The 15,268-nt window shown below is 41.4% G+C and carries 15 protein-coding genes and 1 tRNA gene; 15 read left to right on the top strand and 1 reads right to left on the bottom strand.

Going from position 1 to position 15,268, the window contains the following annotated elements; translation table 11 throughout:
* Positions 1–279 precede the first annotated feature (279 nt).
* The 8 genes from A2536_06870 to A2536_06835 all read left to right on the top strand — a co-directional run bounded on the left by A2536_06870 (position 280) and on the right by A2536_06835 (position 6,626).
* Positions 280–465 carry a hypothetical protein gene (locus tag A2536_06870; GenBank protein OGF45586.1) on the top strand — a complete coding sequence of 62 codons (186 nt, stop codon included), beginning with the start codon at positions 280–282 and terminating at the stop codon, positions 463–465.
* 181 nt (positions 466–646) lie between these two features.
* A complete protein-coding gene (locus tag A2536_06865) occupies positions 647–946 on the top strand; it encodes a hypothetical protein (GenBank protein ID OGF45590.1) in 300 nt (99 codons plus the stop codon).
* A 314-nt stretch (positions 947–1,260) separates the two neighbouring features.
* Positions 1,261–1,503, top strand: a complete 243-nt coding sequence (locus A2536_06860; protein OGF45585.1) for an antitoxin — start codon at positions 1,261–1,263, stop codon at positions 1,501–1,503.
* On the top strand, positions 1,500–1,853 hold the full coding sequence (locus A2536_06855; protein ID OGF45584.1) for a hypothetical protein: 354 nt from the start codon (positions 1,500–1,502) through the stop codon (positions 1,851–1,853). Before A2536_06860 ends, A2536_06855 begins: the two co-directional genes overlap by 4 nt.
* A 109-nt stretch (positions 1,854–1,962) precedes the next feature.
* Positions 1,963–2,038 (top strand) — tRNA-Ala (locus A2536_06850).
* 290 nt (positions 2,039–2,328) lie between these two features.
* Positions 2,329–4,017: a DNA polymerase III, subunit gamma and tau gene (locus A2536_06845; GenBank protein OGF45583.1), complete on the top strand. Its 1,689-nt coding sequence runs from the start codon at positions 2,329–2,331 to the stop codon at positions 4,015–4,017.
* Positions 4,004–4,606 (top strand): recombination protein RecR, encoded by a 603-nt coding sequence (locus tag A2536_06840; protein ID OGF45582.1) that lies wholly within the window; start codon positions 4,004–4,006, stop codon positions 4,604–4,606. The genes A2536_06845 and A2536_06840 overlap by 14 nt, the downstream gene beginning before the upstream one ends.
* 349 nt (positions 4,607–4,955) lie before the next feature.
* Entirely contained in the window at positions 4,956–6,626 is a 1,671-nt protein-coding gene (locus tag A2536_06835) for a hypothetical protein (GenBank protein ID OGF45581.1), read from the top strand.
* Positions 6,627–6,675: 49 nt separating this feature from the next.
* On the opposite strand, the gene A2536_06830 is transcribed toward A2536_06835, so the two are convergent.
* Positions 6,676–7,461, bottom strand: a complete 786-nt coding sequence (locus tag A2536_06830) for a hypothetical protein (protein OGF45580.1) — start codon at positions 7,459–7,461, stop codon at positions 6,676–6,678.
* A gap of 365 nt (positions 7,462–7,826) precedes the next feature.
* On the opposite strand from A2536_06830, the gene A2536_06825 reads away from it, so the two are divergent.
* The 7 genes from A2536_06825 to A2536_06795 all read left to right on the top strand — a co-directional run bounded on the left by A2536_06825 (position 7,827) and on the right by A2536_06795 (position 15,209).
* On the top strand, positions 7,827–8,852 hold the full coding sequence (locus tag A2536_06825) for a hypothetical protein (GenBank protein OGF45579.1): 1,026 nt from the start codon (positions 7,827–7,829) through the stop codon (positions 8,850–8,852).
* Between the two features lie 164 nt (positions 8,853–9,016).
* Positions 9,017–10,009, top strand: a complete 993-nt coding sequence (locus A2536_06820) for a ketol-acid reductoisomerase (GenBank protein ID OGF45578.1) — start codon at positions 9,017–9,019, stop codon at positions 10,007–10,009.
* Positions 10,010–10,222: 213 nt separating this feature from the next.
* The gene (locus tag A2536_06815; GenBank protein ID OGF45577.1) at positions 10,223–10,966 is read left to right on the top strand and encodes a hypothetical protein; all 744 of its coding nucleotides are present in this window, start codon (positions 10,223–10,225) and stop codon (positions 10,964–10,966) included.
* Positions 10,967–11,794 carry a CDP-diacylglycerol--serine O-phosphatidyltransferase gene (locus tag A2536_06810; GenBank protein OGF45576.1) on the top strand — a complete coding sequence of 276 codons (828 nt, stop codon included), beginning with the start codon at positions 10,967–10,969 and terminating at the stop codon, positions 11,792–11,794.
* A gap of 102 nt (positions 11,795–11,896) precedes the next feature.
* Complete coding sequence (locus A2536_06805) at positions 11,897–13,417, top strand: 2-isopropylmalate synthase (GenBank protein ID OGF45589.1); 1,521 nt, start codon at positions 11,897–11,899, stop codon at positions 13,415–13,417.
* 120 nt (positions 13,418–13,537) lie between these two features.
* Entirely contained in the window at positions 13,538–14,797 is a 1,260-nt protein-coding gene (locus tag A2536_06800; GenBank protein ID OGF45575.1) for a 3-isopropylmalate dehydratase large subunit, read from the top strand.
* 133 nt (positions 14,798–14,930) lie between these two features.
* Positions 14,931–15,209 (top strand): hypothetical protein, encoded by a 279-nt coding sequence (locus A2536_06795; GenBank protein OGF45574.1) that lies wholly within the window; start codon positions 14,931–14,933, stop codon positions 15,207–15,209.
* Positions 15,210–15,268: the final 59 nt, after the last annotated feature.

Below are 15,268 nucleotides of genomic sequence, written 5' to 3'. Positions count from 1 at the left end.
ATGGCAAATCTAAACGGGCACGAAGTTGGAAACGACGGATACAGCCAAGAAGAGCCTGTAATCACTACGTCACCGTTCTACTCGACTTAATACAGGCTGATTAGGGAAAAAGAAAATGAAAAGGTAAAACAATGGTGGACTGTCCCTCTTTTCCTCTGGAAACATCCGTTTCCAGAGCGTAAAGTCAAAAAAAGTAAGTGCGCAAAATTAGTTTTTATGGGTATTTTAGGTATTGACAATACAAGTTATAGGTTGTATACTGTTTTTAAGGGGTGAAACATGCTTGATAGGGTTTATTATTATACTGACGAGAAGGGTCGAAGTCCGGTGGAGAGTTTTATTAATGGACTTTTACCTGATGAAAAACAAAAAGTACTCTCATATATACATTTGCTTAAAGAGAAAGGTTATCAGCTGAGAAGACCTATTGCCGATTATGTTTGCACGATGATATATATGAATTGAGACCTAAGGGAATTAGGACGTTTTACTTTTATTTTATGAGAAATAATGCCGTGCTTGTTCATACAATTAGAAAGAAAGCTAATGAAATTCCTGCTCGTGATATTAAGATTGCCTTGCAAAGGAAAAAAGATTTTATTGTGCGATTTGGCTCTGGAGGTTCCTGAAAATGAAAAAACTTAAAATACGTACTTTTGAAGAACATTTAAAAGAAGAATTAAAAAACGAGGAATTCCGCGAGGAGTATTATGTGGAATTGGCGAAGGTTCATCTTGCTCACCGCCTTGCAGAATTAAGAAAAGAAAAAAATATTAGCCAGATCGAATTAGCTAAGAAAGCCCGCGTTTCGCAACAGTTCATCTCTCAGCTGGAGTCAGCGCACGGGAAAAACCTTACAATAGCGACAATCTCAAAAATAGCCGGTTCCCTGGGTTTCGGGGTGAAAATCTCTTTTGATAAGCATAAAGGAATAAGGGTAGCATAAAAAACAAATTCGAAGCTAGAAACTTGAAACAATGAGGATGTATTTAGAAGTTTTTCGTAGTGTCATACTTAATACGAGAATGTCACTAGCCTCAAAAGAACATAGTCTTTGTTTTCCATCCGGAACGACACTGGATCCTGAATCCGGTTCAGGACGACAGAAAAACAATAGTATTATCCGTATGATCAAGTCCCGAATAGATTTTTGGCAGGCCATTTGAATGCAGACCGTCCTGCATTTCCATTTTTAAAAATATTGAAATTCTTTGTTTTTATGTTATAATACTAAAAAGAATCTAACGGAGGGGAATACAAATGAATAATTTGATGTCTAGAATTGAAATAAATCCTAATATAATGCTGGGAAAACCGGTAATTAAACATACTCGAGTTACGGTAGAAATAATACTGAAGAAGCTTTCTCAGAACATCTCTTTAGATGATATGTTAAAGGAATATCCTATGCTTAAAATTCAGGACATAAAAGCAGCAATTGCTTATGCTTCAGAAGCAATTTCAACCGATGAAAGACATATCTTGGTTGGTTCAAAAAGGTGAAATTTTTTGCAGATGAAAATGTAGAATCGCAGATAGTCGAATATCTGCGATTATCCGGTAACGATGTTGTTTATATAACTGAAATAAGTCCCGGAGCAACAGATAATACTGTTCTTGAACTTGCTAAAAAAGAGAAAAGAATACTAATCACGAACGATAAGGATTTTGGTGAAATAGTATTTCTTCAGAGGAAAGCAACTGCCGGAATTGTATTAATGCGGTTTGATAATGAGGATAGTTCTGTAAAAATAGCTTCTTTAAAGACATTGCTAAATAAGTATAATAAAAAGATGGCTAATCATTTTGTGGTAATTGATGAAGAAAGAATAAGGATAAGGCCGATTTCTTGAATTTAGATTTACAAGGCGAAAGCAAAGATGGCAGAAATCTGGCAGAAATTGAAAAAGCTAAAGATTCAGAAGACAAGAAATAAAGAAAAAGCATTATGGATAAAGGAAAGGGGAAGTAGCTCAGTTGGGAGAGCGTTGCCTTCGCAAGGCAGAGGCCGCCGGTTCGATCCCGGTCTTCTCCACCATTTTTCTGAAGAATCGGAAAAATGGTGAGATCTCGTCCGCAATACATTGTTTCGAGACCTCGCCAATAGGCGGGCCTGAGGGCGGATCCACCAAAAATCTGTGATTCTTGAGAGAGTCGAAAATTGAATAAAAAGGACTTCTATAGCCAAAATGGCTATGAAGGTGTAGGAAGGTAAGTTCCATCACTCAAAACAGCTTTTTAAGACGCTGGATCCCGTGCCTGAGCACGGGATGACAATTATTACGATAAGTAATAATGTCACTTTATAGACGATTTACCAGGAGTCCTATGTCCTACTTAGTATTAGCCCGTAAATATCGGCCACAGACGTTTGATGAAGTTATTGGTCAGGAATATATTACCAAAACTTTGAAGAATGCTATTGAATCCAAAAGGATCGCGCATTCCTTTTTGTTTTTCGGACCGCGTGGTGTCGGGAAGACCAGTATAGCAAGGATCTTGGCGAAGGCTATAAACTGTGAACATGGTCCTACGGCAACACCTTGCAATAAATGCTCTCACTGTACGGAAATAACCGCAGGAATTTCTACTGATATAATAGAGATCGACGGCGCTTCCAACAGGGGTATAGATGAGATAAGGGACCTTCGCGAGAAAGTAAGGTACATGCCGGCGAAGGGAAGATACAAAGTATATATTATTGATGAAGTTCACATGCTTACAAATGAAGCGTTCAACGCGCTTCTTAAAACACTGGAAGAACCGCCCGAACATGTTAAGTTCATTTTTGCCACCACAGAGATGGACCAGGTGCCGGCAACAATTGCTTCGCGGTGCCAGAAATATAATTTCAGGAAATTAACCGTTGCTGAAATAGTCGGGCTCTTGTCAACGATACTCAAAAAGGAAAAACTTAATGTAGACCAGAGGGTGCTTACTTTAATAGCCAGAAACTCCGACGGGGCACTCCGCGACGCGGAATCTATTTTAGACCAGGTGATCTCCTATTCGGAAGGGGAGGTAAAACTTGAGGATGTGGAAAAACTCCTTGAATCGGTAAACCGTGAGATGCTTGCCTCCTTTGCTAACTTACTGATCGACAAAAATACCCAGGGTTCTTTAAAGATCATTGAGGACATTTACCGAGCGGGGTATGATCCCGTACTTTTTATAAAATATCTTGCGGAATATTTCAGGAACCTTCTTATTGTAAAAGTAACAAAGACCCCCGAAGATTTTATGGAAATGATAGATCCTGAAGAGATCAAGGGTTTGAAACTCCTGATTCCTGTTGTTACCGAGACAAAAGTAGTAAATACGATTAAGATCTTAACTGACCTCCTGGAAAGCATGAAATACAGCTCTTATCAGAGAGTTTTAATAGAAATAGCCTGTGTAAAGATCACAAGAATGGATAGCTTGCTTAGCTTACCGGAAGTAATTAACCGTCTTGAAAGTATTTCCGCGGGAACGGTTTCCGTACCTGCTGAAGAATGCGCTCCGGAAATCGAGGCTCCGGCTTCTACGGTAAAAGAGATACTCGGAACATCCGTAGAAAAAATACCGGAGAGTGGCGGAAGTTTTTCCGATATTGAAGAAGTGGATATAACAGATGATAGTTCTGAGAATCTTAAAAGAATAATAAAAAATTGGCCGGTTTTTGTCGAAGCTATGAAGTCAAAAAGCAGGTCATTGTCTCCTTCTTTAGACTCGGTAAAGCCTTATAAAGTAGAAAATAATAAAGTATTTGTTAAAGCTCCGAGTGTATATGTGGTGGATAGTATAATTAACGGCGCCGCACTGATAAAGGAAGTTTTTAAAGAAACTTTTAAAACTGCAATGGAGATAGTTGCGGTTCTGGAAAAAGCGCCGGAAGCGGGTGCTAAAACAGACAAGGCTCCTGTTGCTTATAAACCCCAGACAGAAAATAGAGAACCTGCCAATGCTGAAGTTAAAGCCGCCAAGGATATGTTCGGCGGAAGAATACTCAAAAAAGAAGAACATGGAAAGATTTAGCGCGAACTCACTGGAAAAACTTATCAACGAGCTCGGAAGACTTCCGGGTATCGGTCCCAAATCAGCCCAGCGCCTGGCTTATCATATTCTAAAATCCGGTAAAGAAGATATAGAAAATCTTTCCAAAGCTATGGCCGAAGTAAAAGAAAAAGTAAGATACTGCTCGAAATGCTTCAATATTACCGAATCTGACCCCTGCAATGTCTGCAGTTCAAACAAAAGAAATAAAAATATTATCTGTATAGTGGAAGAGCCGCTGGATATCATGTCCCTGGAAAAAACCGGTTCGTTTAACGGTGTCTACCATGTCCTGATGGGAAGCATTTCCCCTTTGGACGGCATAGGTCCTGAAGATCTGAAGATAAAAGAGCTCTTAAGAAGGATAGAACCGGAAAAAATCTCCGAAGTTATCATTGCCACAAATCCCGACGTAGAAGGCGAAGCCACCGCGTTATTCCTGAGTAAAATTTTAAAGCCCTTGGGTGTAAAAGTATACCGCCTGGCGCTTGGTATTCCGATGGGCGCATCGTTGGAATATACAGATGAAGTAACCCTTGCAAGAGCGCTTGAAGGAAAGAGAGAAATCTGAATTAGAGCTAAAGGTTGTCCGCCAATTATGTTGGGCGGATCTTTGGTAGAGATGGTTAGAGGGTTGGATGCTTTGCAAGAACGAAAGAACTGAAGTCGGAAGATAGAAGTCAGAAGACGGCAAAAAACTCGTATGACGGTTGACAATTTATGGAATGCGGAATAAAGCACTCCGCTGATATGGCAAAAGCTTGTAAGAATATATGTGGATGAAAGTCCGAGGTTCGAAAATAAATCTATAACACATTAATGTTGAACTCGTAATCCGACTAGGTGGATTGAGAAAAAGATTTATGGATAGATATTTATACTTTTTCTCAACTTGTAACATTTTTTATAAAAGGTAAATTATGAAAGAAAATATTATTAAGACAGAATGCGCGGTTATCGGGGGTGGGTTTTCCGGATGTACGGTGGCCCTTGAATTGGCGGAGGCGGGGAAGAAAGTCGACCTTTTTGTTAAGGGGCATCTTCTTGAGGATTGTAACAGTTATCTTACTGCGGGGGGGCTTGCGGCGGTGCCGCTTAAGGACGGGAAGCCGGTTAACGGGGATTCTTTTGTTCAGCATGTAAAAGACACAATGAAAGCAGGGAAGTATTTAAATGATGAAGTTGTTGTCAAGTACTGTGTGGAGAACTTTTTTCCTGACGTTATAGAATGGCTTGTGGATAAAGGCGTGAAATTTGACGGCCCTTCATCGGGTTACGGATATGACCTTCATAAAGAAGGCGGTCACAGCAAGAACAGGGTTTTTCATGTCGAAGATGCGACGGGCATTGCTATTATGGATGTCCTGGTTGCTAAAATAAAAAAACATCCCAATATAAAAGTTCATGAAAATCATACTGCGATAGATCTGATCACCAAGAACTCTGTAACCGGAAAAAAAGGTCAGGATTCTGTTATCGGGCTTTATGTTTTGGACAGTAATAAAGAGTGTGTTAAGGCGGTTTCTTCCAAAGGTGTTTTTCTGGCAACCGGCGGGCTGGGGAAGGTGTTTCTTTATACGAGTAACCCCGACGTGGCCAGCGGGGATGGCTTTGCTATTAGTTACAGAGCAGGTTTAAAACTTGTTAACATGGAGTTTATCCAGTTTCATCCCACGGTCTTTTACGACCCTACCGCGGTAAACGAATCCGGCAGAAGATTTTTATTGACCGAAGCTCTTCGTGGAGCCGGCGCAATACTTAAGCTTACCAAAGACGCAAAAGAAGATTTTGTCTTAAAATATGATTCCCGGGGTTCGAAATCCACGAGGGATATTGTCACAAAAGCCGAAGATATTGAAATGCGCAAACATGGCTTGAATAATGTCTGGCTGGATTGTACAAAGGTTCCCTCTGAGGTATTAAAAAAAGATTTCAAGAATTCTTACGAGTTTTGCCTCTCAAAAGGAATCGATCTAACGAAAGAACCTGTACCCGTGGTTTATGCCGAACATTATTCAAACGGCGGAGTATTTGTCGGGAAAAATAGCCAGACGGAGTTGAAGGGGCTTTATGTCATAGGCGAGACCTCCTACACCGGTCTTCACGGAGCTACCAGGCTGGCCAGTAATTCCGCGCCGGAATGTATTTTGTACGGGAGACTGGCGGCAAAACATTTCTTAAAGAGACAAAAAAGTTTTACGTCCTATAATGTTCCTGCCTGGAAAGCAGGAAAGACTCATAAGCTAAAAGACAAAACTGCAATAAGTTATTACTGGGACACGGTAAGAAGGACGATGACTTCGCTTTGCGGAGTTTCCAGGAACTGGGAACGGTTAAGCGCCGCAAAGGATGTGATGGTTGCTCTAAATAAAAACATAATGAAATTTTACTGGAATTACAGTGTTACAAAGGATTTTCTGGAAGCAAGAAATATTGCTACAGTAGCTTCTATCATTATAGAAAGTGCTCTGGCAAGGCAGGAGAGCCGGGCCTGTCATTTTAGAGAGGATTTTCCGAAGGAATATGAAGCGTTTAACGGATTGACGGTACTGAAAAAGAAACATAGTGCCACGATACAAAGAAGCAAATAGTATTGGGGACAGACACCGATTTTCAGCTTTTCGGTGTCTGTCCCCAATACTATTTTTTGTAAACGGCGATTATCTCCAGTAAAAAGTAATGACCGTATTTTTTCTTAAATTTATTCCAGTCGGCTCTTAAGAAATTGTCAAGCGGTTTTGGTATTATTGTTTTGGCTAAGAATTTGTAGGCTTTTACAAGTTCGATGATCTTTGAGTCGTATTCCTGCCCGCCTATACCTGTAAGCTTCAGACCGAACTTTTTACCGAGTTTTTTTAGATCTCCGTAGGAGTATTCTGTCTCCCAGCCGGGTTCCCATCTGTTAAACAGCATTCCCAAATGTTTTTTTACCGTGTAGTAGCTGTAGGTTTGCGGAACATTAATAATTAGCGTGCCTCCTGGTTTTAAAACACGCACCTGTTCTGTCATTATAGAGGTAACATCTTTAAAATGCTCCAAAGTCCCCTGACTGTAAATAATATCAAAATAGTTGTCCGGATATTTTAACTTTGTGGCATCTGCCAAAATGAATTTCAGGTTTGCTCCGCAACTTAAGAACCCTGCAAGCCGTTTGCCTGCCGCAACGGATTCTTTTAATATATCCAGAGCTGTTATCACTGATTTTGGATGTTTTTTCGCCAGGTAGCAGGCGTTTCTTCCCGTACCGGAACCGACTTCCAGCAATTTGAGGTCCGGTTTTCCATAACTTTTTACGGCGTTTTCAATAAAGGCGTAAAATACTCCGTTTGCGTCGGAATTACGGTGAAAATCCTTAAGAACAAACTCTTTGGAATATTTTGCAACTGCTGAGTATTCCTTCTTAAAACCTGCGTTAGTTTTTTTCATAAGTAACCTAGATTATCCGATAGCAGGCTTTAAAGTCAAGAAAGTTTTTAACCGGTAAAAGATAGTGGAGTTTTCCTGTTTTCTGTTCCGATTCGCAACTGGAGGAAATTTATCTCCATGTTCGGCGGCTGAATAACTCGCTTCGCTCAAACAATTCAGCCTTTTTTCCTAACATTTCAATAAATTTCTGTACGTTGCTCACAAGTTACAGAAAATAGGAAAACTCCATTTGCGAAAAATCTGTTTACCTTAGTTTGCAAGCTTTTTTCCGGATTTACTCGAAATATTGGAGAAACTCAACAAAAGATATACTTTATACGCCTCCAAAAACTTGATATACTGGATAAAACAAAGGAGAGCATACTATGGATACAAAACTAAATTGGGGAATAATTGGAACGGGGAAGATCGCTAAAAGGTTTGCAATAGGCCTTGCTCATTCTAAAACAGGCAGGTTAATTGCAGTAGGAAGCCGGTCAGAAGAGTCTGCCTGTAAGTTTGGGGATGAATTTAAAATTTCAAAGTGTTACGGCAGTTATGAATCCTTACTTGCTGATAAAGATGTTAAGGCGGTTTATATTTCAACTCCGCACTCCCTGCATGCAAAGTGGGCCATAAGATCCGCCGAGGCAGGTAAACATGTGCTTTGCGAAAAACCCGTAAGTATTAACTCCGCTGAGTCGGCAAAAATTATTGAAGCGGCGCGGAAAAATAAAGTGTTTTTTATGGAAGCCTTTATGTACCGCTGTCACCCTCAAACTGCAAAGTTAATTGAAATATTAAAACAGAAAGTTATAGGGGATATTAAAGTTATCAAAGCCGTTTTTAGTTATGGCGCGATGTATAACCCAAAGAGCATAGTTTTTGATCATATCTTGGGCGGCGGCGGGATACTTGATGTAGGATGCTATCCTGTCTCAATATCCAGGCTTATTGCCGGTATAGCTGTTGGCAAAGATTTTGAAGATCCGATTGAAGTAAAAGGTTCAGGATATATCGGAAAAGGTAATATTGATGAATATGCCTCGGCGGTATTAAAATTTCCGGGGGAAATTATTGCGGAAGTCACGGCGGGTATTACCGTTGCCCGGGAAAATACGGTTCAGATATTCGGGACCGGAGGCAGTATCAGTATTTTAACTCCCTGGGTGCCTGCCCGTGAAGGCGGAAGTACAAAGATCATTGTTAACAAAAATGGAGAACCGTCGAAGGAAGTAATGGTGGAATGCAGTGAATATCTGTATGGAATAGAGGCGGATACTGTTGCCGGCAGTATTAATAACGGTCAACTCAGTAATTCCGCAATGAGCTGGAATGATACCCTTGGCAATATGAAGGTTCTTGATGAATGGAGAGCTTCGATTGGTTTTTCTTATGATTTTGAAAAATAGATCCTAGGTTTCGGTCTCATTTATCCTCTGAAACCCGTTATAAAATAAGAAATCTTCCTTGAAAATATTTTTTGGGTCTTTTTGGATTGACTAACCTTCTGTTTTGGTATAATATAGTAATTCATTTGATAATAGGCAACTAATTTCCTTAAGGAGGATGTGTTATGGCTAAGATTTACTATGAAAAAGATGCAGATCTAAAGTTTTTGAAGGGCAAAACCGTGGCAATAATTGGTTTTGGCAATCAGGGACATGCGCAAGCGGCAAATTTGAGAGACAGCGGAATTAGTGTCGTTGTTTGTGAACTCGAAGGTACGCCGGCTTATGCTGTGGCGAAAAAAGAGAAGTTCAAAATGGTGTCCGTGGAAGACGCTGCAAAAACAGCCGATTTGATACAGATACTTACCCAGGATGACCTCCAGGCGAAGATTTACAAGGATTCAATAATGAAATACATGAAGAAAGGCAAGACCCTTGTTTTCTCGCATGGTTTCAATATTCATTTTGACCAGATCCTTCCTCCGGCGGAAATTGATGTTATCATGATAGCTCCGAAGGGTCCCGGATTTTTGGTCCGTACCCAGTATGAAGCAGGTATGGGTGTTCCGGCTTTGATCGCGATCTATCAGAATGCTTCCGGTAAAGCGAAAGAAACAGCGCTTGCCTATGCAAAAGCGATCGGCGCAACCCGTGCAGGCGTTTTGGAAACTACTTTTAAGGAAGAAACGGAAACAGATCTGTTTGGCGAGCAGGCAGTGCTTTGCGGAGGAGCTTCAGCGCTTGTGAAAGCGGGTTTTGAAACTCTTGTAGAAGCGGGTTACCAGCCGGAAGTTGCTTACTTTGAATGTTTGCATGAATTAAAACTTATCTGTGATCTGATGTATGAATATGGGATACAGGGTATGAGAGCCAGAGTATCAACCACGGCAAGATTCGGCGACCTGGTGATCGGACCCAGGATAGTAAATGAAGATACCAAGAAAGAGATGAAAAAAGTTCTGGAAGAAATACAGAACGGGAAGTTCGCAAAATCCTGGCTGGCGGAGAATTTAGTCGGACGGCCGCATTTTAACGCGTTAATGAAGAAAGATGATGTTCATAAAATTGAAAAAGTGGGCGCTGAATTAAGAAGCATGATGTCCTGGCTGAAGAAGTAAAGGCAGCAACGAAAGCAGGAGAAGGAAAAGAAGTAAGTGAAGCAAGAAAAGTAGAAAAAAAGCCTGGTCGCCGGATTTTAGGCGAGCAGTCCGCCAGTGCGTTGTGGCGGAAAAGGTAAAAATGTTTAACCATTAATCCTTTGCGAAATCCGCCTAGGCGGATAAAATGATTATTGAGGATGGGGCGGAGTAAAATCCGCCCCTTTAAAATAAATGGAAAAGCAAAAAGAAAACATAAAAATAGTAAATGCAGGCAGGGCAAAAGAGGAAATGCTTTTCCCGTTTGTTATAGTTTTTATTATCTTCGCGGGCCTGGCGATAGCTTCGTATTTTATTTTGGGAAAAAAATTACAATGGATTGGCGGTATATTTGATCTTATTGGAATAATAATATTGGGTTTTGTGATGTATTTTTATCGTGATCCGGAAAGAGAAATCAAAGTAAAAGATGAGGATATTCTTTGTCCTGCGGATGGAAAAATAGTCGGAATAGAAGAAGTTAAAAATGCCCCCGGGATCAAAGGTAAATTTACCAGAATAAGTATTTTTCTTAATGTACACAACGTTCATATTCAGAGAATGCCTTTTTCCGGGGAAATTATGGATATTACCGTATTAAAAGGCAGATTGCTGCCTGCGTTTCATGCAGACGCAGGGGAAAAAAACAGGCAAAATATTTATATCATTAAGGGGGAGATAACTGCGGTAGTCAAGCAGATTGCCGGGGTGCTGGTCCATCGTCCGATAGCATGGGTGGAAACAGGGGAAACTTTAAAAGCGGGAGATAGATTCGGGATGATTACTTTTGGATCGAGAGTTGAGCTTTTTTTGCCGGCTGGTTGCAGGATTATGGCTGTAGAAAATGATATTGTATATGCCGGAACAACATTACTTGGAAAAATGAGCGGCGCTAAAGAAAAAACCGGAAGGCCTGCAGCAAGGGCTTTAAAAGCTTAAATGAAAAAGCAGTTTTCTATCATTCCGAATCTCCTTACCTCTGGTAACTTAGTCTGCGGGTTTATGGCTATAATCTTTGCCGTAACCGATGCGCTTAAGCTTACCAGCTATAATGATTTTATAAATCCGTTTATACTATCCAGCTGGCTGGTACTGGCTGCTATGATCTTTGATCTTCTTGACGGTATTGTTGCGAGGATGACTAAAACTGACAGTCAATTTGGAAAGGAGCTTGATTCTCTTGCCGACCTAACTTCGTTCGGTATTGCTCCGGGGGTAATCCTTTATCTGTCGGTGCTCCGGCATCTTGGAAAAATCGGGGTTCTTATAGCTGCGGTTTATGCGGTTTGCGCTGCGCTTCGTCTGGCAAGATTTAACACTATATTAAAACCGGACCTTAAAAATTTTACAGGTTTACCTACACCGGCGGCGGCGGGAGTGCTGGTATCTTATGTGCTTTTTGCGCAATGGGGAGAATGGTATTATGTGACAGTACCGCATGCCAATAGTATGGCGATGATCAACTGGTACAACGTTGCAGTGACAAAATTTAACGCATATTTTTTGCCGGGGTTGATGATCGTTGCAGCTCTGTTAATGGTGAGTAATATAAAGTTTTTCTCTCTTAAGCAGTATGTTAATAAAGAAAAAGCCCCATTTATTGTGGTGGTTATGATAGTCGTCACGGCGCTTGTATTTCTCTTAAGGCCGGAACCGATGTTCTTTGTTGTTACCCTGGGGTATATAGTATTCAGCTTATGCAGGGCAAGTTACCTCGAGCTGCGCGGGGTCGGGAAGAAGGCGCAGGAGAGAAAGTACAGCAAATAAAGTAAGTGAAGTAAAAGAAGAAAAAGCAATAAAAATTGATCCCCACCTTTAATCCTCCCCTTATCTTGAAAGGGAGGAGAGTAGATGGAAAAGGAGAAATATATGTCAGATAAAATTATAATATTTGATACAACGCTTAGAGACGGGGAGCAGATTCCCGGAGCTTCGCTTACAAGGTTCGAAAAACTTGAAATAGCAAAACAGCTGGAAAAACTTAACGTGGATGTTATAGAGGCGGGTTTTCCCATCTCTTCACCGGGCGACCTTGAATCCGTAAAGGAAATAGCTAAAGCGGTGAAAAGGCCGGTAATAGCGGGGCTGTGCAGAGCGGTAAAAAAAGATATTGAGGCCTGCAGGGATGCACTTCGGCCCGCTAAACGGGGGAGAATACATACGTTTATAGGTACTTCGGATATTCATGTTAAATTTATTACTAATACCACCCGGGAAGAAGTACTGAGGCGCTCAATAGAAGCGGTTAAACTTGCGAGAAATTACTCGGCAGACGTGGAATATTCTGCAATGGATGCTGCGAGAACGGATTTTGATTATCTCTGCAAAATTGTAGAAGAGACAATCAAAGCTGGAGCCGGCACTATTAACATTCCGGATTCTGTCGGGTATTCCGAGCCGGTGGAACACGGAAAACTTATCCGCGATTTGATGAACAGAGTGCCGAATATTAATAAGGCGATAATTTCGGTTCATTGCCATAATGATCTCGGTATGGCTACGGCAAACTCCCTTTCTGCGGCTATGAATGGTGCGAGGCAGATTGAGTGCACAATTAACGGGCTGGGAGAACGGGCAGGTAATGCCGCGCTTGAAGAAATAGTAATGGCTCTTAAAGTGAGAAAGGATATTTACAATCTGGAAACAAATATTAAATCGGAAGAGATCTACAAGACCAGCAAGCTGGTTTCCAGATATACAGGTATTCCTGTTCAGCCGAACAAAGCTATAGTCGGGCAAAATGCTTTTTCGCATGCTTCCGGTATTCACCAGGATGCAATACTCAAAAAGGAGTCAACGTTCGGTATTATGACCCCAAAATCCATTGGTATTACGGGGCATGAACTTGTACTTACAAGCAGGTCCGGGCGTCATGCTCTTGCGCACCGGCTTTCGGCTCTTGGCTTTAAGGCGGAAGGCGAGGAGTTGAATACTATTTATGTGAAATTTCTGGTAATTGCCGATAAAAAGAAAGAAGTTTTTGATGAAGACCTTCAGGCTATGATGGAAACCGAAGGAAAAAAAGGTTTTGAATCTGCCTATTCTCTTGTTGATATATATGTAGCTACCGGTAATAGAATAACACCGACGGCTACAGTGGAGATTAAGCTGAACGGTAAAAGCTTTAAAGCCGCAGGCATAGGCGATGGTCCGGTGGATGCCACCTATAAAGCAATAAACAGTATAGTAAAAGAAGATGTTACGCTTCTGGATTATCAACTCCGCTCTATTACCGGTGGAAAAGAAGCTCTCGGAGAAGTCACCGTAAGAATCAAAAAAGGCGCGATTGAAGTTAACGGAAGAGGTCTTTCAACTGATGTAATAGAAGCCAGTGCCAGAGCGTATCTGGATGCCTTGTCCAAGCTTTCGCGGGCGAAGAAAAGCAAGTAAAGCAAGTACAGCAAGTACAGTGGAAAAAGTGATGAAGAAATATCGACAAAAAAAGATCCCCACCTTAATCCTCCCCTTATCTTGAAAGGGAGGAGAGTGAATGGAAAGGAGACAAATAAAATGGGAATGACGATAACGGAAAAAATACTGGCGGCGCATGCCGGAAAAAAAGAAGTAAGACCCGGAGATCTTATCTGGGCAAAGCTGGATATTGCTCTCGGAAATGATATCACGGCTCCGATAGCAATAAGCGAATTTAGAGGGTCTGGCGCAAAAAAAGTATGGGATAAGAATAAAGTCGTACTTATTCCGGATCATTTCACGCCGAATAAAGATATTATGTCGGCTGAACAGTCAAAGATCCTCAGGGATTTTGCAAAAGAGCAGAAGCTCAAGTTCTATTATGAAGTCGGGGAAGTGGGAGTTGAACACGCGCTTCTTCCGGAAAAAGGTATTGTCACTTCCGGAGACGCCATAATAGGCGCGGATTCTCATACCTGCACTTACGGCGCGCTTGGCGCTTTCTCAACCGGAGTCGGTTCCACGGATCTGGCGGCGGCGATGATAGGCGGAAAAGTCTGGTTGAAAGTTCCTGAAGCTATGAAATTTGTATTTCACGGCAAGCTTCCCAAATGGGTTTCCGGTAAAGATCTTATCCTTAAAATTATAGGGGATATTGGTGTTGACGGCGCACTTTACCGCTCTATGGAGTTCACAGGAGATGCAATAAGGTCTCTTTCTATGGAAAGCCGGCTTTCTATGTGTAATATGGCGATCGAAGCCGGCGGAAAGAACGGGATAATTGAACCTGATGCGATTACAAAGGAATACCTGAAAGGCAGAAGCATAAGAAAGCCCGTATTTTACGCGAGCGATAAAGATGCAGAGTATATATCTGTAAATGAGTATGACGCTTCCAGGCTTGAACCGATGGTGGCTTTTCCTCATCTGCCTTCAAACACGAGACCGATAAGCAAAGTAGGTAATGTAAGGATCGATCAGGTGGTTATAGGATCCTGCACAAACGGCCGTATAGAGGATATGCGGATTGCGGCGAAAATCATGAAAGGAAAAAAAGTAGCGCCATATATCCGAACGCTTATTATACCTGCGACCCAGGCGATCTTTAAGCAGATGATTAAAGAAGGACTTATGGAGATATTTGTGGACTGCGGCGCGGCTGTTTCAACGCCGACTTGCGGTCCGTGCCTTGGCGGGCATATGGGAATTCTTGCCGCCGGTGAAAGAGCACTTGCTACGACAAACAGGAATTTTGTCGGAAGGATGGGTTCGCCGAAAGCGGAAGTGTATCTGTCGAATCCTGCGGTTGCCGCCGCATCGGCGATTCTGGGAAGGATTGCGAGTCCTGACGAGATTTAGTTACCTTATACTCTCCTCCCTTTTTAGATAAGGGGAGGATTAAGGTGGGGATAGTTAGTTGTTTAAAAAAATGATCCCCATCCTACCTTCCCCTTATTAAGAAGGGGAAGAATCTAAGGTAGGTAGATAAAAATTGAGATCTGAAACATTAGGAAATTGCAGATACTTAAGAAAGAATGCAACCGACGCAGAAAGTTTGCTTTGGTCTGTTCTTAGAAATAGACAGGTCTTAGGAGTTAAGTTTAGAAGGCAACACCAGATTGGTGAGTATATAATTGATTTCTATTGCCCTGAAATAAAAGTAGCGGTCGAATCTGACGGTATAGGGTACAAATTTAAAGTAAGAAGAGAAAAAGATAAGATAAGAGATGAATATCTTAAGTCAGTTGGAGTTGATGTTGTAAGGTTTTAAAATAAACATATTATTAACGATCTGGATGCGGTAGTGGATGCTTTGGGTTCGTATATTCT

The sequence above is a fragment of the Candidatus Firestonebacteria bacterium RIFOXYD2_FULL_39_29 genome, from assembly GCA_001778375.1.
Classification (GTDB): domain Bacteria; phylum Oederibacteriota; class D2-FULL-39-29; order D2-FULL-39-29; family D2-FULL-39-29; genus D2-FULL-39-29.
The sequence above is the reverse complement of the archived record's forward strand: the minus strand, read 5'-3'. Positions and strand labels throughout refer to the sequence as shown.